Source organism: Anoxybacillus sp. PDR2 (assembly GCF_009834045.1).
Lineage (GTDB): Bacteria > Bacillota > Bacilli > Bacillales > Anoxybacillaceae > Anoxybacteroides > Anoxybacteroides rupiense.
In genome coordinates this window covers 3,248,757-3,266,845 of the sequence record NZ_CP047158.1, presented here as the reverse complement: position 1 = coordinate 3,266,845, position 18,089 = coordinate 3,248,757, and the positions used below count along the sequence as shown (strand labels likewise).

General features: G+C 41.8%; 16 protein-coding genes and 4 pseudogenes. 14 read left to right on the top strand and 6 right to left on the bottom strand.

The window, feature by feature from the left end; all coding sequences use genetic code 11:
- Positions 1-63: 63 nt before the first annotated feature.
- The 10 genes from sufC to yunB all read left to right on the top strand — a co-directional run bounded on the left by sufC (position 64) and on the right by yunB (position 10,026).
- Positions 64-843 (top strand): Fe-S cluster assembly ATPase SufC, encoded by a 780-nt coding sequence (gene sufC, locus GRQ40_RS15755; RefSeq protein WP_066148818.1) that lies wholly within the window; start codon positions 64-66, stop codon positions 841-843.
- Positions 844-861: 18 nt separating this feature from the next.
- Complete coding sequence (gene sufD, locus GRQ40_RS15750; protein WP_159720332.1) at positions 862-2,172, top strand: Fe-S cluster assembly protein SufD; 1,311 nt, start codon at positions 862-864, stop codon at positions 2,170-2,172.
- The gene (locus GRQ40_RS15745; protein WP_159720331.1) at positions 2,172-3,392 is read left to right on the top strand and encodes a cysteine desulfurase; all 1,221 of its coding nucleotides are present in this window, start codon (positions 2,172-2,174) and stop codon (positions 3,390-3,392) included. Before sufD ends, GRQ40_RS15745 begins: the two co-directional genes overlap by 1 nt.
- Positions 3,382-3,819: a Fe-S cluster assembly sulfur transfer protein SufU gene (gene sufU, locus GRQ40_RS15740; protein ID WP_066148822.1), complete on the top strand. Its 438-nt coding sequence runs from the start codon at positions 3,382-3,384 to the stop codon at positions 3,817-3,819. Before GRQ40_RS15745 ends, sufU begins: the two co-directional genes overlap by 11 nt.
- 29 nt (positions 3,820-3,848) lie before the next feature.
- Positions 3,849-5,246: a Fe-S cluster assembly protein SufB gene (gene sufB / locus GRQ40_RS15735; RefSeq protein ID WP_044742747.1), complete on the top strand. Its 1,398-nt coding sequence runs from the start codon at positions 3,849-3,851 to the stop codon at positions 5,244-5,246.
- 307 nt (positions 5,247-5,553) lie between these two features.
- Positions 5,554-6,402, top strand: a complete 849-nt coding sequence (locus GRQ40_RS15730) for a DUF72 domain-containing protein (protein ID WP_159720330.1) — start codon at positions 5,554-5,556, stop codon at positions 6,400-6,402.
- A 14-nt stretch (positions 6,403-6,416) separates the two neighbouring features.
- Complete coding sequence (locus GRQ40_RS15725) at positions 6,417-7,235, top strand: sulfite exporter TauE/SafE family protein (RefSeq protein ID WP_159720329.1); 819 nt, start codon at positions 6,417-6,419, stop codon at positions 7,233-7,235.
- Between the two features lie 15 nt (positions 7,236-7,250).
- The gene (locus GRQ40_RS15720) at positions 7,251-8,630 is read left to right on the top strand and encodes a bifunctional metallophosphatase/5'-nucleotidase (protein WP_066148828.1); all 1,380 of its coding nucleotides are present in this window, start codon (positions 7,251-7,253) and stop codon (positions 8,628-8,630) included.
- A gap of 54 nt (positions 8,631-8,684) precedes the next feature.
- The gene (locus GRQ40_RS15715) at positions 8,685-8,987 is read left to right on the top strand and encodes a YunC family protein (protein ID WP_066148830.1); all 303 of its coding nucleotides are present in this window, start codon (positions 8,685-8,687) and stop codon (positions 8,985-8,987) included.
- 283 nt (positions 8,988-9,270) lie between these two features.
- The gene (yunB, locus tag GRQ40_RS15710) at positions 9,271-10,026 is read left to right on the top strand and encodes a sporulation protein YunB (protein WP_159720328.1); all 756 of its coding nucleotides are present in this window, start codon (positions 9,271-9,273) and stop codon (positions 10,024-10,026) included.
- 240 nt (positions 10,027-10,266) lie between these two features.
- On the opposite strand, the gene GRQ40_RS15705 is transcribed toward yunB, so the two are convergent.
- Entirely contained in the window at positions 10,267-11,235 is a 969-nt protein-coding gene (locus GRQ40_RS15705; RefSeq protein ID WP_201295998.1) for a M23 family metallopeptidase, read from the bottom strand.
- A gap of 207 nt (positions 11,236-11,442) precedes the next feature.
- Here GRQ40_RS15705 and lipA point away from each other — a divergent pair, with 207 nt between their 5' ends.
- From lipA to GRQ40_RS15685, 4 genes and pseudogenes are all read left to right on the top strand, one after another.
- Positions 11,443-12,339 (top strand): lipoyl synthase, encoded by an 897-nt coding sequence (lipA, locus tag GRQ40_RS15700; RefSeq protein ID WP_159720326.1) that lies wholly within the window; start codon positions 11,443-11,445, stop codon positions 12,337-12,339.
- 109 nt (positions 12,340-12,448) lie between these two features.
- Positions 12,449-12,671: pseudogene (locus GRQ40_RS15695) on the top strand (IS5/IS1182 family transposase); the annotation flags it as partial.
- A 113-nt stretch (positions 12,672-12,784) separates the two neighbouring features.
- Positions 12,785-13,272 (top strand): annotated as a pseudogene (locus tag GRQ40_RS15690) (transposase); the annotation flags it as partial.
- Positions 13,273-13,335: 63 nt separating this feature from the next.
- Positions 13,336-13,541, top strand: a pseudogene (locus tag GRQ40_RS15685) (DDE-type integrase/transposase/recombinase); the annotation flags it as partial.
- A gap of 73 nt (positions 13,542-13,614) precedes the next feature.
- Here GRQ40_RS15685 and GRQ40_RS15680 read toward each other — a convergent pair.
- The 5 genes and pseudogenes from GRQ40_RS15680 to GRQ40_RS15665 form a co-directional block, all read right to left on the bottom strand.
- The gene (locus tag GRQ40_RS15680) at positions 13,615-14,445 is read right to left on the bottom strand and encodes an IS3 family transposase (protein WP_338079038.1); all 831 of its coding nucleotides are present in this window, start codon (positions 14,443-14,445) and stop codon (positions 13,615-13,617) included.
- A 1-nt stretch (position 14,446) separates the two neighbouring features.
- Positions 14,447-14,764: a transposase gene (locus GRQ40_RS19075; protein WP_338079036.1), complete on the bottom strand. Its 318-nt coding sequence runs from the start codon at positions 14,762-14,764 to the stop codon at positions 14,447-14,449.
- A 51-nt stretch (positions 14,765-14,815) separates the two neighbouring features.
- On the bottom strand, positions 14,816-15,235 hold the full coding sequence (locus GRQ40_RS15675) for a hypothetical protein (protein WP_201295963.1): 420 nt from the start codon (positions 15,233-15,235) through the stop codon (positions 14,816-14,818).
- A 145-nt stretch (positions 15,236-15,380) separates the two neighbouring features.
- The gene (locus GRQ40_RS15670) at positions 15,381-16,586 is read right to left on the bottom strand and encodes an MFS transporter (protein ID WP_255458210.1); all 1,206 of its coding nucleotides are present in this window, start codon (positions 16,584-16,586) and stop codon (positions 15,381-15,383) included.
- A gap of 459 nt (positions 16,587-17,045) precedes the next feature.
- Positions 17,046-17,926: pseudogene (locus GRQ40_RS15665) on the bottom strand (IS256 family transposase); the annotation flags it as partial.
- Positions 17,927-18,089 lie beyond the last annotated feature (163 nt).

Here is an 18,089-nt window from a genome sequence, read left to right as displayed (position 1 = left end):
AAAATGAGAATCATAATAACGATGAGATACACAAACTTCTTTTAGAAAATTGGAGGTATTTTTATGGCGGTATTGACAATCAAAGATCTTCACGTATCAGTGGAGGGGAAAGAAATTTTAAAGGGTGTAAATCTGGAGGTAAAAGGCGGAGAAATTCATGCCATTATGGGGCCGAACGGAACGGGAAAATCAACGCTATCTTCCGCAATTATGGGCCATCCAAAATATGAAGTAACAAAAGGAAGCATTACACTAGATGGACAAGACGTCCTTGAAATGGAAGTAGATGAGCGCGCGCGCGCCGGTTTATTTTTAGCTATGCAATATCCAAGCGAGATTAGCGGTGTAACGAATGCCGATTTCCTTCGTTCTGCCATTAATGCTCGTCTTGGAGAAGGGAACGAAATTTCGTTAATGAAGTTCATTCGCAAATTAGATGAAAAAATGGAGTTCCTTGAAATGAACTCTGATATGGCTCATCGTTACTTAAATGAAGGATTTTCCGGTGGAGAGAAAAAACGCAATGAAATTCTTCAGCTTATGATGCTAGAGCCGAAAATTGCGATTTTAGACGAGATCGACTCGGGGCTTGATATTGATGCTTTAAAAATCGTTTCAAAAGGTGTCAATGAAATGCGCAGCAGCGATTTTGGCTGTTTAATTATCACTCACTATCAACGATTGCTTAATTACATTACACCAGATTATGTGCATGTGATGATGCAAGGACGCATTGTGAAATCCGGCGGTCCGGAATTAGCGCAGCGCTTAGAAGCTGAAGGATATGACTGGATTAAAAAAGAATTGGGCATTGAAGATGAAATGATTGAGCAAGAAGCGTAAGCGTTAGGAGGATTATTTATGGCAATCGAAACGAAACTACCATTCGATCAACAGTATGTGCGCACTTTTTCTGAAGGGCGCGGAGAACCAAGCTGGCTTTTAGATCTTCGCTTACAAGCTCTTGCCAAAGCAGAAGAGTTGTCATTGCCAAAGCCAGATAAAACAAAGATTGATAAATGGAATTTTACCGAGATCACACAACATTTTGTACAAAGTGCGCCGTTTGCATCTCTAGAAGAACTTCCGGAATCAGTAAAAACACTTGTTGATGCAGGTGAAGAAGCAAAAAATTTATATATTCAACGCGACCAGACACCAGCATATGTTTCATTATCGGATGACTTAAAGAAGCAAGGAGTTATTTTTACGGATATTTTCACGGCTGTGCGCGAACATGGAGAGCTTGTGAAAAAATATTTTATGCAGGATGGAGTCAAAATTGATGAGCATCGCTTGACGGCTCTTCATGCAGCGCTTCTCAATGGCGGCGTTTTTGTATATGTTCCTAAAAATGTGGAAATCAATACCCCGCTTCAAGCTGTTTATATTCATGAAACAAAGGATGCGGCATTGTTTAATCACGTGATTGTTGTAGCGGAAGCGAATAGTAAACTTGCCTATGTTGAAAACTATGTTTCCATCCATGAAAATGCGAATGCAGTGGTTAATATTGTCGCTGAAGTATTTGCCCATGAAAATGCACAAGTGATTTTTGCAGCGGTTGACCATTTGGCAAAGGGAACGACCACATATGTCAATCGCCGCGGGATCGCAGGACGCCATGGCCGCATTGAGTGGGCATTAGGATTGATGAATGATGGAAATACCGTTTCTGAAAATATTACGCGATTAATCGGCGACGGTTCTTATGGTGACACAAAAACCGTGGTGGTTGGACGCGGCGAGCAAACGCAAAACTTCACGACAAGCGTTGTGCATTACGGCAAGAATACAGAAGGCCGCATTTTAAAGCACGGCGTCATGAAGGATAGCGCGACTTCCATTTTTAATGGTATTGGCAAAATTGAGCACGGTGCTTCGAAATCAAATGCTGAGCAAGAATCGCGTGTGCTTATGCTCAGCGACAAAGCGCGCGGCGACGCCAATCCGATCCTTTTAATTGATGAAGATGATGTAATAGCGGGCCATGCTGCTTCTGTTGGACGGGTGGATCCCATTCAGCTTTATTATTTAATGAGCCGAGGCGTTCCAAAGGTGGAGGCAGAGCGTTTAATTATTCATGGATTCTTAGCACCTGTTGTCAAAGAAATCCCGCTGGAGAACGTGAAAAAGCAACTTATTGAAATCATTGAAAGGAAAGTTAAATAATGAACGTAAAAGAGGTTCGTCAGCTGTTTCCAATTTTAGACCAAGAAGTTAATGGGAAGCCATTAGTATATCTTGACAGCGCAGCTACTTCTCAGAAGCCTCTTCCGGTAATTGAAGCGCTTAATCAATATTATCGCGGATATAACTCAAACGTTCATCGCGGCGTGCACACGCTTGGAACGAAAGCGACGGATGCGTATGAAGGAGCGCGTGAAAAAGTACGCAAATTTATTAATGCAAAATCAACACAGGAAATTATATTTACACGCGGGACGACGACCGCATTAAATACCGTGGCGGCGAGTTACGGACGCGCCAATCTGCGCGAAGGAGACGAAATTGTCATCACGTATATGGAACATCATAGCAATATCATTCCTTGGCAGCAGGTGGCTAAATATACAGGCGCTACGTTGAAATATATTCCGCTTCAAGAAGACGGATCCATCAGTCTAGAAGATGTTGAAAAAACGGTGACGCCGAATACAAAAATTGTTTCTGTTATGCAAGTATCGAACGTTTTAGGTGCGATAAATCCAATTAAGCAAATTGCGCAAATTGCTCATCAAAATGGTGCTGTCATGGTTGTGGATGCTGCACAAAGCGCACCGCATATGAAAGTCGATGTGCAAGATTTGGATTGTGATTTTCTTGCATTTTCTGGGCATAAGATGTGCGGTCCGACAGGCATTGGCGTATTATATGGTAAACGTTCGCTTTTGGAGCAAATGGAACCCGTTGAGTTCGGCGGAGAAATGATTGACTTTGTCGGTTTGTACGAATCGACATGGAAGGAACTCCCATGGAAATTCGAAGGGGGAACGCCGATTATTGCTGGTGCGATTGGGTTAGGAGCCGCTATTGATTTTCTTGAACAAATCGGTTTAGAAAATATCATGGCTTATGAACACCAATTGGCGCAATACGCGCTAGAGCAGCTTTCCGCTATTGAAGGCTTGACGATCTATGGACCAAAGGAACGTGCAGGTCTTGTCACATTCAATATCGACAATGTTCATCCTCATGATGTGGCCACGGTGCTTGATGCGGAAGGAATTGCCGTCCGTGCCGGACATCATTGCGCGCAGCCTTTAATGAAATGGCTCCATGTTTCCGCGACTGCGCGAGCAAGCTTTTATTTATATAATACTGAGGAAGACATTGATCGGTTAGTAGCGGCATTAAAGAAAACGAAGGAGTATTTCAGCCATGTCTTTTAATAACCCTTTAGATACATTGTATCGCCAAGTCATCATGGATCATTACAAAAATCCGAGAAACCGCGGCGTGCTTGAGGATGAAAATATTGATATTAATATGAACAATCCGACATGCGGCGATCGTGTCCATTTAACGATGAAGGTAGAAGACGGAAAGGTGATGGATGCGAAATTTGAAGGGGAAGGCTGTTCGATTTCGATGTCGTCTGCTTCGATGATGACGCAAGCAATTAAGGGAAAAACGATCGAAGAAGCGCTAGAGTTAGCCCATGTCTTCTCTGATATGATGCAGGGAAAGGAATACGATGAATCGCTTGATTTAGGAGATATTGAAGCGCTTCAGGGCGTTTCTAAATTTCCTGCTCGCATTAAATGTGCGACGCTTGCATGGAAGGCGATGGAGAAAGGCTTACGCTCACAGCAATGAAAGGCTTGTAAAAAAGGAGGCGAATCATAATGGCGAAAAAAATGCCAGAAATCGGCGAATATAAATATGGCTTCGTCGATAAGGATGTTTCGGTGTTTCGTGCGAAACGCGGATTGACGAAAGAGATTGTAGAAGAAATTTCGCGAATGAAAAATGAGCCGCAATGGATGCTGGAATTTCGCTTAAAAGCGTTAGATATTTTTTATAGCTTACCAATGCCACAATGGGGTGGCGATTTATCAAGTTTAAATTTTGATGAAATTACGTATTATGTAAAGCCATCAGAAAAATCAGGGCGTTCATGGGATGAAGTGCCTGCGGAAATTAAAGCGACATTTGATAAATTAGGCATTCCAGAAGCGGAGCAAAAATATTTGGCAGGGGTATCAGCGCAATACGAATCCGAAGTGGTGTACCACAACATGAAAGAAGACCTTGAAAAGCTCGGTGTGATTTTTAAGGATACGGATTCCGCTCTTAAAGAAAATGAAGATATTTTCCGAGAGCATTGGGCAAAAGTGGTGCCGCCAACAGACAACAAGTTTGCAGCGCTTAACTCGGCAGTGTGGTCGGGCGGCTCGTTCATTTATGTTCCGAAAGGAGTGAAAGTGGAAACTCCGTTGCAAGCATATTTCCGGATTAACTCGGAAAACATGGGACAATTTGAGCGTACATTGATTATTGTCGATGAGGGCGCACATGTGCATTATGTGGAAGGCTGTACCGCTCCGGTGTATACCACAAACTCGCTTCACAGCGCCGTTGTGGAAATTATTGTGAAGAAGGGTGCGTACTGCCGCTATACAACGATCCAAAACTGGGCCAACAACGTCTTTAATCTTGTAACGAAGCGTGCAGTTTGCGAAGAAAACGCAACAATGGAGTGGATTGACGGAAATATTGGCTCTAAATTAACGATGAAATATCCGGCTGTGATTTTAAAAGGAGAGGGCGCGCGCGGTTTGACGCTTTCCATTGCTATCGCTGGAAAAGGCCAGCATCAAGATGCCGGGGCGAAAATGATCCATTTGGCGCCAAACACATCTTCGACCATTGTTTCTAAATCTATTTCTAAGCAGGGCGGAAAAGTAACCTATCGCGGAATCGTCCACTTTGGTCGAAAAGCATCGGGCTCTCGCTCCAATATTGAATGTGACACGCTCATTATGGATAATCAGTCTACTTCTGATACCATCCCATACAATGAAATTTTAAATGACAACATTTCATTAGAGCACGAAGCAAAAGTATCAAAGGTATCAGAAGAACAACTGTTCTATCTCATGAGCCGAGGCATTTCGGAGCAAGAAGCGACGGAAATGATCGTGATGGGCTTCATTGAGCCATTTACAAGAGAGCTTCCGATGGAATATGCGGTAGAGATGAACCGTCTCATTAAATTCGAGATGGAAGGAAGTATTGGTTAATCCTTATCCTATCAAGGTGTAGTGTTTCCTTGGGGACGCTGCGCCCACCATTGATCCATGATTGCATCTGATCAGCTCTATTGATTTAGCTTCATCCCCACACTGTTGATTAAATATCCAGCAGTGTGGGGTGTTTTTATAGTCGAACATTCTAGTTTGGACGAACAAAGAAGCCAACATGTTTTGCTTCATCCCTGTTTCTAGCCAATGTATACAATAAAGCTGCGTTGTTTTCATGGAAGTTCAGGCCGATTTGCTACATTATTTTTCCACATAATTGTGTTATGATGAAGTTAAGGTGATGCGGATGATTTATATCGGATTAACTGGCTGGGGAGATCACGACAGCCTTTATCCACCCGGTCTTGCTTCTAAGGATAAACTGCAAGAATATGCGGCTCATTTCCCAACTGTCGAGGTCGATTCTTATTTTTATGCGATTCAGCCGCAGCAAAATGTAGAGAAATGGATTCGTGAAACTCCTGACGCTTTTCGTTTTATTGTAAAAGCGTATCAAGGAATGACAGGCCATGAACGTGGAGAAATCCCCTATTCAAGCAAGGAAGAAATGTTTGCTGCTTTTTTATTGTCCATTGCTCCGTTTTTAGAAGCGAAGAAGCTGGCCATGGTGTTGTTTCAATTTCCGCCTTGGTTTGATTGCCGGCGTGAGCATGTTGCTTACTTGCGCTGGTGTCGAGAGAAAATGGGGAATGTTCCAGTGGCCTTAGAGTTTCGGCATCAGTCATGGTTTTGGCCTCGTTTTTATGAAAAGACATTGAAGTTTATGGAGACGGAAGGATGGATTCATAGCATATGCGATGAACCGCAGGCAGGGGAAGGATCGATTCCGGCTGTTTTACATCCAACAAACCGCGAAAAAACACTGATTCGTTTTCATGGCCGCAACGTGCACGGATGGAATAAAGCAACGAGTGGAGAAAATTGGCGTGCAGTCCGTTATTTGTATCGCTATCGTGAAGACGAGTTGCGCGAATGGGTGCATCATATTCGGCGTCTTCAGAAGCAAACAAATGAGCTTTACATATTATTTAATAATAATTCTGGCGGAGATGCGGCAGATAACGCCAAACAGCTGCTTCAAATGCTTGGTATCGAGTATACGGATTTAGCGCCAAGACAGTTAGATTTATTTTAACGGAGAGGGGTATAATGGAGTACGTATTATTGGTTTTGGTCGGTTTTTTGGCCGGTACGATCGGCAGCTTAGTAGGGTTAGGCGGAGGGATTATTGTTGTACCTTCATTATTGTTTTTAGGAGCCATCCACTTTTTGCCCGACGTTTCTCCGCAAGTAGCAGTTGGCACATCACTAGTGGTCATTATTTTTAATGGTCTTTCCTCGACGCTGTCTTATATGAAAGAACGCATGGTGGACTATCAGAGCGGATGGCTTTTTTTTATCGGAAGCGGACCAGGGGCCATGCTTGGTGCGTGGACCAATCAAATGCTAAGCTTGAAACATTTTTCGCTTTACTTTGGCTTGTTCTTAGTTTTCGTTTCGTTTTTGTTGATGCTGACCAAACGTTCCGCCCATTTGCCTAAACAAAAGCATTTTGTTGTCACGCGCACATATATAACAAATGAGGGAGAAACGGTCATCTATGGATACCATCCGGCAATCGCGATTGCGATTGCCTTTGCCGTCGGCTTCTTCGGCGGATTGTTTGGGATTGGCGGAGGATCGCTGATGGTTCCAGCGATGATCCTGCTGTTTTTCTTTCCGCCGCACGTGGCTGTGGCCACATCCATGTTTATGATCTTTGTGTCTTCCGTTGTGAGCTCTATTACCCATATCGTGCTGGGAAATGTGGAATGGCTGTTTGCGATTGCTTTGATCCCAGGCATTTGGATTGGCGCAAAGATAGGGGCATGGATGAATAAAAAACTTAAAAGCCAAACGCTTGTTTTGATGCTGCGGCTTGTCCTGATTCTGCTTGGAGTGCGCCTTATTATTCAAGGCATTTCATAAAAGAGGTGTTTTTGGTTGAAGCAAAATCTTTATATTTATCATACAAACGATGTGCATAGCCATTTTGAAAATTGGCCAAGAATTGCTAAATTTTTGCAGGATAAACGACGCGAACATGAACGGCAAAACGAAAAAATGCTTTTGTTCGACATCGGTGATTTTATCGATCGATTTCATCCCATTACAGAAGCAACAAGGGGAAAAGCGAATGTGCAGCTATTAAATCAATTGCAGTATGATGCGGTGACGATTGGCAATAATGAAGGAATCACGCTTAATTATGAGGAGCTGAGTCAATTATATGAAAACGCCCGTTTTTCCGTTTTAGTAGCGAATTTGTTTGGAAAAGATGGGAAACGTCCGCCGTGGCTTCAGCCGTATCGCATCATTTCCGTGTCTGACACCCTTCGTATTGGCGTAATTGGAGTCACCGTTTATTTTAAAAAATTTTATGAGCTGCTAGGATGGAACATTACTCCACCATTAGAATGGCTGAATGACATTGTACACGATGTGCGGAAACAGGCCGACGTCGTGATTTTGCTGTCACACTTGGGAATTAACGATGACGAGTTCATTGCGCAAACGGTATCAGGGATTGATCTGATTCTCGGTGCACATACGCATCATGTGCTTTCAAAGGGGAAATGGGTGAACGATACGCTTCTATGTGGCGCTGGAAAGTATGGACAACACATTGGAGTGGTGAAGCTGTCCATGCCGGAAAAGAAATGGGAAGCGGAAGTAGTAGATATAGCTGCGCTTTCGGAATGCGAAGACACAAAGCAGATGCTTATGGGGCTGGAGAAGGAAAGCTTACAGCAGCTTGACAAAGAAGCAGTGGCTGAACTCCATCAAGAACTGCCTTTACAATGGTTTTCTCCATCACCTTTCGCTCAGCTGCTAGCCTCAGCCTTAAAAGAATGGTGTAGCGGCGATATAGGTATGGTGAACGCAGGAGTGCTGCTCGAACCGTTGCCAAAAGGCATTGTCACAAAAAAGGATTTGCATCGAATTTGCCCTCACCCGATTAATCCATGCAAAGTGTATTTACGGGGAGACGAACTAAAAGAAGTGATTTTACAAGCTCATACAGAAACGATGAAGCGGCTCTCCATAAGAGGATTCGGATTTCGCGGCAAAATAATGGGACAAATGGCGTATGATGGCGTGAAACTGCAAACAGAGAAGACAAGTGATGGCTCAGAACATGTTCGCCATATTTTTATTAATGGTAAGGAGCTGAGGGCTGATCAAACGTATGCTGTCGCTACGATTGATATGTTTACTTTCGGGCATTTTTATCCACAAATTCATCGCGCTCCGCAAAAAATCTATTATATGCCTGAATTTCTGCGAGATTTGCTGGCATGGAAATTAGCCCAGCCATCGTAAGCACACTTTTTTCTCTTTTTCATACATTGAATTAGAGAAAGGAGTGTGTTCGGTATGATCGATGTTAAACCTGTTATGATTGACAATTATCCATTTATCGCAATTTCTGTGCAGCTTCCTAAAACGAATTTATTAGCGGTCGCAAGCGATCAAGGGTACATTATGTGCGGAGCTCTAGATGTGGGATTATTGAATGAAAAACTGAAAGATAGAGGGATTATTGCAGGCAGGGCGGTAGGTGTCCGCACCATTGAACAGTTGCTAGAGGCGCCATTAGAGTCGGTAACGGTGGCAGCTGAAGAAAGAGGAATTATGGTTGGAATGACAGGAAGGGAAGCTTTGCTTAGAATGAAATAAAGGTTCTATAAATAGAAAAACAATCGTTTGATTTATAGAGAGGCAACTTGGGGTGTCAACACATTGTCGCTTTCTCAATGAAGCGGCGGTTTTATTGCGACTGTCGGGATGTCTAACGCCGCTTTCATCGTTCTGGGAGGCGGCGTTATTTGATTGCCAGGTTCGTTAGTTTAAGCCTTTATATCGAGGCAAATATCGAGTTACATCTATAATTGGGATAAAAAAAATAACAAATGTCCTCTCTTTCAAGCATACATATAGCTTGTAAAGGGGGGATTTTCCATTGACTGCATTTCCCGGACGTTTACCAAAAAAAGGGCCTCTTCCTTTTCGTTATTTATTCTTGCTCACTTTTGTTTTTTTTATTTTATCTACAGTAGTCAGTCTTTGGATTATTAATAAAGGAATCGAACCGGTGTTAATGAATATTGCCGAGAGTGAAACGAAGAGAGTCGCTAATCTGGTCATCAACAGCGCGATTAAGCAGCAAATTGAAGAAGAAGAAATAAACATGAATGATGTAATTGTGATCCAGCATGATACAAACGGCAATATCGCTTCCATTAATTATAATAATGCGATTGTCAATCGGGTTGTTACCAAGCTTGTTGATCGCGTGGAAAAGAATTTAAAAGCAGCATCTCGAGGAAAATTTCAGGAGCTTGAAATTTCTAGTGTGGGCGTTGAAGATTCGGAATCGAATGAGGATGGAATTATCTATTATATACCTGTTGGTCAAGCGACAAATAATGTGTTGCTTGGAAGTTTGGGACCTCGCGTTCCTGTTCGGTTTGACATCATCGGTGATGTGACGCCAGAAGTGAAAAAAAGCATCCAGCCGTTTGGAATTAATAATGCCCTTGTAGAAATTTCCGTCCGTGTCGAAGTGAATGTTCAAGTGATTATTCCATTTTCAACAAAACCGATTGTTGTGACTCGGGACTTTCCGGTTGCAATGCAGGTCATTGAAGGAGAGGTTCCAAACTTTTATAACAACGGAAATAATGTGAATCCATCGTTTGAAGTACCGACTCATTAATATGAAGCAGATGGATTTCCGTCTTTTTATAGAATCGATACGATGAGAAGCTGGGATGTATAACTGATGCAAAGCAAAATCTCCATTTTTTCGATGGTCGAAGGCAAGCTGCCGACTTCTTGCCAAGCATCCGCCTTTAGGCCCGTTCATCACTCTGTGACGCGCCACCTGACTGTGTGTGGCGGAAAAGGTCAAATTTCAGTTACTGTTCTCTATTATGTAGGGTAAGAAGAGATCGGATCATTTCCGATCTCTTTGTTTTCGTTTTATTTTCTCCATTCTTTCCCATATTTTTAAATGCGGATACGGATCAAATGACCACTCTGCATAGCCGTTATCTTTATACATGCCATAATGAAGATGCGGTGGAAATTTACCGGCAGTGCCGGGAGGGCCATAGCCTGAGCTGCCAACAGCGCCGATAATCATTCCCGGTTCAACAATTTGTCCTTGATGCAAACTTCCAGCAAATCCGTTTAAATGGGCAAAATAATGATACGTATTATTAATATCGCGTATGCCAACACGCCATCCTCCGTACTGGTTCCATCCTTTTAATTCAACGATGCCGTAACAAGTGGAGCGTACAGGAACTCCATAATCAGCGAAAATATCTGTTCCTTCATGAATTCTTCTTCCCCCCCAGCCTCTTGCATCGCCCCAAGTATCTTTATAGGTGTAGTTAGCGTGAAGAGGAAGAGGAAATGCGTGAGTATCAAGACGAAGAGTGCCATATTTTTTATAAATTTTCACTTTTCCTAAAATCATATCGACGGTTTTACTGCGATGATAATATTGCCATAGAGCCATTTTTAAATGCTCATGATCGGTGCCGTATGATTGGAGAAACCGCGCCATGGAAAAAATAATATCCTCATCATTTGTCGAATCAGCTACACCATCTCCATTTCCATCCATTCCAAAACCGCCAAATTGTGAGATCGTGAACGGATTCGTATCATTTTGATTTTTATTAAGAGGGCCAGACCATATTTCCGGTTTAATATAAATACCAAGAACGCCTTTCGCTTTCGGTAAATCGCGGCGCACAAGGCGGATATTTCGTTCATATTGATCAATTGCGGCAAAATAATACCAAGGAATGAGCGAGACTGCTTCTGCTTGTTTGTACAGCTCCATTCGCCGTTCATAAATATCTTCATCATGCATGGTTTCTTTTGCAAAGACGGACAGGGGAAACGAAACCATGCATAAAACGGCCAATGCCAGAGAGATTAGTTTATACACATCTTCCTACTCCTTTCAGAAAATCTGATATCATTAGTTTGAGGAGATTGGCGGTTTTCATAAATATTAAAAATTGGAAGCTGCAAGCGGTTACGACAATTTCCTTTGTGTTCAACCTTGCTTTTTTTTATAATAAAAATGTGTAAATAAATTATTGGAGTGTGAAAAATGGCTACAAACGAAGAACGCATTCGCAAACCCGATTGGTTGAAGATAAAGCTGAATACGAACGAAAATTACATCGGCCTGAAAAAAATGATGCGCGAAAAGCAATTGCATACCGTTTGTGAGGAAGCAAAATGCCCGAATATCCATGAATGCTGGGCTGTAAGAAGAACGGCCACCTTTATGATTTTAGGGGATGTTTGTACGCGTGCATGCCGTTTCTGTGCGGTCAAAACGGGCTTGCCGACTGAGTTGGATTGGAAGGAACCGGAAAGAGTGGCCGATTCCGTGCGCATTATGAACTTAAAGCATGTTGTTGTAACAGCTGTAGCGCGCGATGATTTAAAAGACGGAGGAGCGGCTGTGTTTGCGGAAACGGTCCGTGCGGTTCGCCGCAAAAATCCGTTTACGACCATTGAGGTGCTTCCGTCTGATATGGGTGGAGTATATGAAAATTTAAAAACATTAATGGATGCTCGGCCTGACATTTTAAATCATAATATCGAAACCGTCCGCCGTCTCACTCCAAGAGTTCGTGCCCGCGCTACGTATGAGCGCTCCCTTGAATTTCTACGGCGTGCTAAAGAATTGCAGCCGGATATTCCAACTAAATCCAGCATTATGATTGGACTTGGAGAAACAAAAGAAGAAATTATTGAAGCGATGGATGACCTAAGGGCTAATCATGTTGATATTTTAACGATTGGACAATATTTGCAGCCGACAAAAAAACATCTTAAAGTACAAAAATATTATCATCCGCATGAATTTATGGAATTAAAAGAAATAGCGCTAAGTAAAGGATTCAGCCATTGCGAAGCTGGACCGCTTGTGCGCTCTTCTTACCATGCGGACGAGCAGGTGAATGCGGCCGCGCGCCAAATGAACCAGCAAGCATAAATGTCAAAAGGTCCTGTTTTTTGTAAACAGGATCTTTCAGCTTGTCGACTTTGTCGACAAGCTTTTTTATTATAGTTGAGGAATAGTAAGGTGTATGGAGGTGAGAAATATGCTTCAACGACAAAATACGGACAAACGTCATTCGATGATGGCTGTTACTCTCGATGAGTTAGTACCCCAAGACCATCTTGTTCGAAAAATCGATGCAGCGATGATTTTTCGTTTATCTATGATTGATGAAAGATTTGTATTCGGAAGATAAAGGTCGTCCAAGTATTGATTCTGTCGTTCTGATTAAAATTCCATTGATTCAGTACTTATTTGGGATTCGACTTTCATGATCCGATCAACGTCAATTATAAATTATCTCGCATTATCTCACAATTATGTCTCGTTATTTCATAATTTATCATCATCACGATTAGTATTATTTAATATTCTCCGTGCGAAGCCGTTTGCGCGCAGCCTCGAACCGAACGATACCCGCCTCGTCACGATGGGACAGGAGCGTTACCGCGTGTATCGTTACAAAGGCATCCTAAACGGTCTTGAGAATGCGGTGGTGCTGCTGGCTTGGAAGGCGGATCAGCTGACGACACCGGAACCTCTCCATTGCGTCTTGAGCACCGACCGGGAATTGAGCGACTGCGTTACTACGCCCAGCGTTGGACAATCGAATGCTTTTTCCGTCAGGCGAAAGATCAACTGAAGCTGGATGGATACCGCGTTCGCCACATGCAGGCGGTGAAACGGTATTGGGCGGTGGTGCTCTTGGCCTGCGTGTACAGCATCGCTGAATCCCGACAAAACCTCTCCGCCGGACTGGAGCTTCTTCGATCGCGGAAAGGCCACCGCGTCGTAGAGTTCATTTATGACGCCGCGAAGCAAGATATTCCCATTGATGTGATCAAAAAACAGCTCCGTATCGCGTAAGGGGTACCCTGTTTGTCTCTCTAACCATGGAAATTATTGTGATTAAAAATGCTCATCTACAGATACATAAAAGTAAAAGGTCAATGGATGGATTTGTATCGTGCAGTTAATTTTGAAGGAAGTACCATTGATTTTTATTTAAGCAAAACAAGTGATCAAAAGGCTGCAAAGCGCTTCCTAAAGAAGCTTTGCGGTCTTTTTATGTTTCTAAGCCTCGTGTCATCACCGGCGATAAAAATCCAGCGTATTCAGTAGCCAGTCAACAGCTAAATATAATGCTCCCCAATGTCAAGACACACGAAGTGGAGTTCTAAGTTCATTCTCCTTTCGAGTATTGGGTCATTAGGCTGCACAAAATTCTCTACCGTTGTAAGTCTCCAGTGGACACAGATCGCCAATCGAGGAATGGGGTCTGTAGGTGTTGTATTCATGAATATACTCGGTAATGCCTTTTCTCAATTGACGTGGTGTCTCAAATTCTTGGGGGTAGATCAGGTCATATTTCAAAGTTCTAAAGAAACGCTCTGTTCTCACATTATCCAGAGCTTGTCCTTTTCCATCCATGGAGACTTTGATCTCGGCTCGATCCAGTAAACCTAAGTAATCCGGGTTTGTAAAGTGCGACCCTTGGTCCCTATTCATTATTTCAGGCTTGCGGCTTTTCAGTGCCCGTTCCAGACAGTTCATAACAAAGGTTTTCTCTAAGGTGCTGGAAAGCTCGTAATCGACGATACACCGACTGCACCAATCTATGATGACAAAGAGGTACATAACGCCCTTCTCCATCCGGAGATAGGTAATATCGATCCCCCAGACCTGATCAGGACGACAGCTATTTAGCTTTCTAAGTAGATAGGGACGAATATACTGAGCATGGTAACGCTTGCTGAGGTGGGGCTTCGGGTAAATGGTGTGCATGCCCATCTCACGCATCAATCTCCGGATCTTCTGACGATTCACGAGGATATGGTCATCGCGGCGGATGACTTTTGTGATGGTCCGGTAACTCCACGTAGGGTGGACCGTGTGCAGTTCATCGATTCTGCGCATGATAAATAAGTCGTCGTCAGAGATCACCGTCTCCTTGGGCGGCTGACGATAAACGCTGCTTCGATTGATGCTTAACAATTCAGCCTGCCGGCTAATCGTAATCTGAGAATCACTAAAATCAATATTATTTTTTCTTCCAGCCTGGTCCGAGGATTTCTGTAGATTTTTTTTCCAACCCGTCTACCCCATGGGTAAGCTGGCCAACCTTTTGCTCCAGTCCTGTGATATGTTGTTTACTTTGTTCGAGTTCCTTTTCGGCTTCGGAAGGCCCTTTCTTAAACACTTCCGAGGCCCGTTCGATGAACTCCTTTTTCCAACGAGAGAGTACAACTGGGCTGACATCATATTTGGCTGCAATTTGATTCACAGTAGATTCTTCTGACAAGATTTCAAGGACGACTTTCGTTTTAAATTCTGGCGTATGATTCGTTCTCTTCTTCATAGTTACAGTATAACTTAGATTTCGGATTTTGTGTTTCCCCCCCTGGGGACATTATAGTCCTTGCGCTTCTAACTCCATGACACGGTTCAAAAAAGGGGAAATCGGTGTTTTTCTTTTTCGTCGATGAATCGGTGGCGGAGTTGTCGTCTGAAGGTATTTTTTCACCGTTTTCCGATCCAGATCATATTCCTTCGCAAGCCCAGAAATGTTCTTCCCTGATGGATGAGCCGTTTGGATTTCTTGAATAAGTGCCCATTTTTGTTCTTGGCGCTCCTTTTTCCTCTTTTCTGCCTTTGTCCTTTCGATTTCACGAACAGATGGGAGAGATTTACTCCATGTCATCACAGAAGGAACGAGGAATAAAAGAAGAAAATCCAGTCTCTTCTTCGCATTCCCGATCAAATGCCATCGATCATACACATGAAGGATGGAAGGATTGGCATTGGCCATCCCTTGACGGAATGCTGTCAATCCATTTGAATTTTCCATCAAAAGAAGAATTGTTGTTCGGTAATCTGTCACTAATTCGCTTGATGAAGGAAATTCTTGACTTACCTCCGACAGCCGAAAAAATTTGTAACAGAATTTCTGATTATTTAGAACTCTAATCTTCAAGTTAAAATGATATAGATGTTTTACTATCCCCCACTTTGTACTTTTTGTAAAAAATAAACAAATAAATAAATAAGGGGATGGACAAAATTGACATTCCAAAGATCATGCCCTTGTATCCAGATTGTTCTCCAACTATTCCATATAGTGGGTACATAATAAGAGTTACAAAGTTTAAGGCTGTTCCGAAAAAAGAAAGAACAGTTGCTCGAACTTCTTCCTTAACATATTTATTTAAAAAGAAATACACAGAAGGCTCTAGAAAATCTAATTTAAGATAAATAAGGAAAAATCCAAAGATTACTAAGGGTATATATTCTGTAAGCAAACATATAATACCCACAAAGAACATACTGGTTGTAATAATTAATATTGTCTTTAATGTTAGTTTTGTCAGATGATAGGAATTTATAGCTGCTAGCGCACTCAGTACCGTACAAATACCATAAATGATTCCAATAGAATTAGTACTAATATTTAACTCATTAAAATATCCCTGAATAAATATAGTTACGGTGTTAGTGCTGGCAGCTAAAGTAGTCATAAATAAAACCAAAAATTGAATAGTAGGAATCCTTTTAATAACATTTAATCCTTCTGATGCAATTTTTAGAGGAGTTGTCCTAGATACTCTTTCTTTTATTGTTACAGATTTATTTTCTGGGAAGAATAGGATTACTAGTGTGGCAAGTAAAAACAAAATTCCTTGCCATAAAAAAGGTAAATTTATTGATTTAGAAGCTAAGAATCCTCCAATTATTGTTGTTGTTCCCAATGAAATTGCCGCGATCGCTTCTCTCCAACCTAAAAATTTTGGATATTTACTTTCCAAACCTTTTCTTTTTAAGTAATCATACAACATGGCTTGATCTGAACCACTAAGAAAAGAGGAAGCCATCGCATCTAAGCTAAATAATATTAAAAACACCCAAAAATATCCAGATATATCCAAAAAGCTAGTACTATAGAGTAGAATTCCAGACAAACTGGCTAGTAGACTACCAATAGCCATAGAGTATTTTCTTTTTATATAGTCTGCTAGAACACCACTTGGAAATTCGCTCAAAAAGCGAATACTATAATAAGAAAGCTGGATTAAACCAAATTGAAAAAGTGTAATTTTATTATTGATCATAAATATCAGTAATATAGATCTTGAAAATCTCGAGTTAGATAAAATTATAAATAAAAAATAAGATAGATATCCCATTAATACTTCAGTCCCTTTTTGATGAATAAAATATATAAGTTAAGGATTGAAAAAACGGTAGGAAAGTTGGAATATTGCTTGATCCGATGAAAAAACACTTCAATCGATCAACGCTTTTGATACATGCCATCGATTATGTCTGCCGAAACATGAGATTGATGACGACACAAATCTCAAACCTTCACAAAATGAAGATATTAGTAAATCTCAATAACACTGAGAGAATTAGATTGACTACAGTAAAACCTCTGAATTATTTTTTTATGAATTTGCACACAAAAAATAAAATTGTAACTAGGGTACCGTCAAAAATTTTGTGTAATGTAAGATAGATAGGGTATCTCTGAAATGGATTTTAGAATAAAGAGGGGGACTGTTTCCTCCACACAGGAGACTGAATATTCAGTTTTCTGTGCAGAAAGGGAGAATCCCCTAATTTTGTTTATTTACAACATTTGGTTAACCATAACGTTCTTCAAACATTCGTTGAAGGGCTTCATGAGCTTCAGCAAATCCTCGCAACCTTCTCCCTGCCCATTTCTCGTTAAAATCTTGAATCGTCAAATACACGATTTTTTCAGCAGCTTCTAAACTGCTCAAACTGTTCATCGGCTTGAGACATTTCCGAATCTCCTTGATCGTTCGTTCAATGGCATGGGTCGTGTAAATCACACTTCGAATACGGCTTGGATACTCCATAAATGTAAGGAGGACATCCCACTCATGGGCCCAAGATTGAACTTCTCTCGGATACTTGCTGGACCATTTCGACTCAAACTGTTGAAACATCTGGAACGCCATCTCCTTATTCGGTGCGCAATAAATCAGTTTGAGACCCTCTGCCACTTCAAATTGATCTTTTTTCCGAACACGATGTAAGGTATTACGCACTTTGTGAACGACACAGCGCTGCACATCGGCTTTCGGATAAACGGCTTTAAAGGCTTCCTCCAATCCCGGTAGTCCATCGAATACGCCCAGAAGCACTTCCTTTACGCCCCTGTTGTATAGTTGTTGAAGAATCTCCTGCCATACATAGGCGCTTTCCTGTCCTCCCACAAAGAAATCAAGAATTTCACGATACCCTTCTTCGTTTACCCCTAACACGACATAAATGACCTCTTTTTCTACTGTATCTCGACGAAGTTTCACGTACAGCCCATCCAAATATAAGACCGAATATCGCTTTTGTAGAGGACGTGTGTGCCATTTCGCAATGTCCTCCTTTACCACATCCGGATATGACTAATCGTTGTTGGTGAGTAGGCATTCCCTAAAATTCGTTCGATAAACTTGCCAATTTCACGCGTACTCATCCCACTTTGATACATCTTGATGACGAAATGCTTTACACAAAATTTTATACATCATCAGCATGGGGCTGTCCAAAAAGTCAGGGTAACTGACTTTTTGAAGCCCCTCTTATTTTTTTTATTTTTTAAAAAAGTACACAAAAAAATCGTCCTATCCTGTAAAATGAAGGTACCACCACAACATTCCAGA

Bases quoted from the DNA above. Each gene is read 5' to 3' on its own strand.
- sufB (WP_044742747.1), top strand. From the start codon at position 3,849: ATGGCGAAAAAAATGCCAGAAATCGGCGAATATAAATATGGCTTCGTC.
- GRQ40_RS15670 (WP_255458210.1), bottom strand. From the start codon at position 16,586: ATGGGATATCTATCTTATTTTTTATTTATAATTTTATCTAACTCGAGA.
- sufC (WP_066148818.1), top strand. From the start codon at position 64: ATGGCGGTATTGACAATCAAAGATCTTCACGTATCAGTGGAGGGGAAA.
- lipA (WP_159720326.1), top strand. From the start codon at position 11,443: ATGGCTACAAACGAAGAACGCATTCGCAAACCCGATTGGTTGAAGATA.
- GRQ40_RS19075 (WP_338079036.1), bottom strand. From the start codon at position 14,764: ATGAAGAAGAGAACGAATCATACGCCAGAATTTAAAACGAAAGTCGTC.
- GRQ40_RS15730 (WP_159720330.1), top strand. From the start codon at position 5,554: ATGATTTATATCGGATTAACTGGCTGGGGAGATCACGACAGCCTTTAT.
- GRQ40_RS15715 (WP_066148830.1), top strand. From the start codon at position 8,685: ATGATCGATGTTAAACCTGTTATGATTGACAATTATCCATTTATCGCA.
- GRQ40_RS15705 (WP_201295998.1), bottom strand. From the start codon at position 11,235: ATGGTTTCGTTTCCCCTGTCCGTCTTTGCAAAAGAAACCATGCATGAT.
- sufD (WP_159720332.1), top strand. From the start codon at position 862: ATGGCAATCGAAACGAAACTACCATTCGATCAACAGTATGTGCGCACT.
- GRQ40_RS15745 (WP_159720331.1), top strand. From the start codon at position 2,172: ATGAACGTAAAAGAGGTTCGTCAGCTGTTTCCAATTTTAGACCAAGAA.
- GRQ40_RS15725 (WP_159720329.1), top strand. From the start codon at position 6,417: ATGGAGTACGTATTATTGGTTTTGGTCGGTTTTTTGGCCGGTACGATC.
- sufU (WP_066148822.1), top strand. From the start codon at position 3,382: ATGTCTTTTAATAACCCTTTAGATACATTGTATCGCCAAGTCATCATG.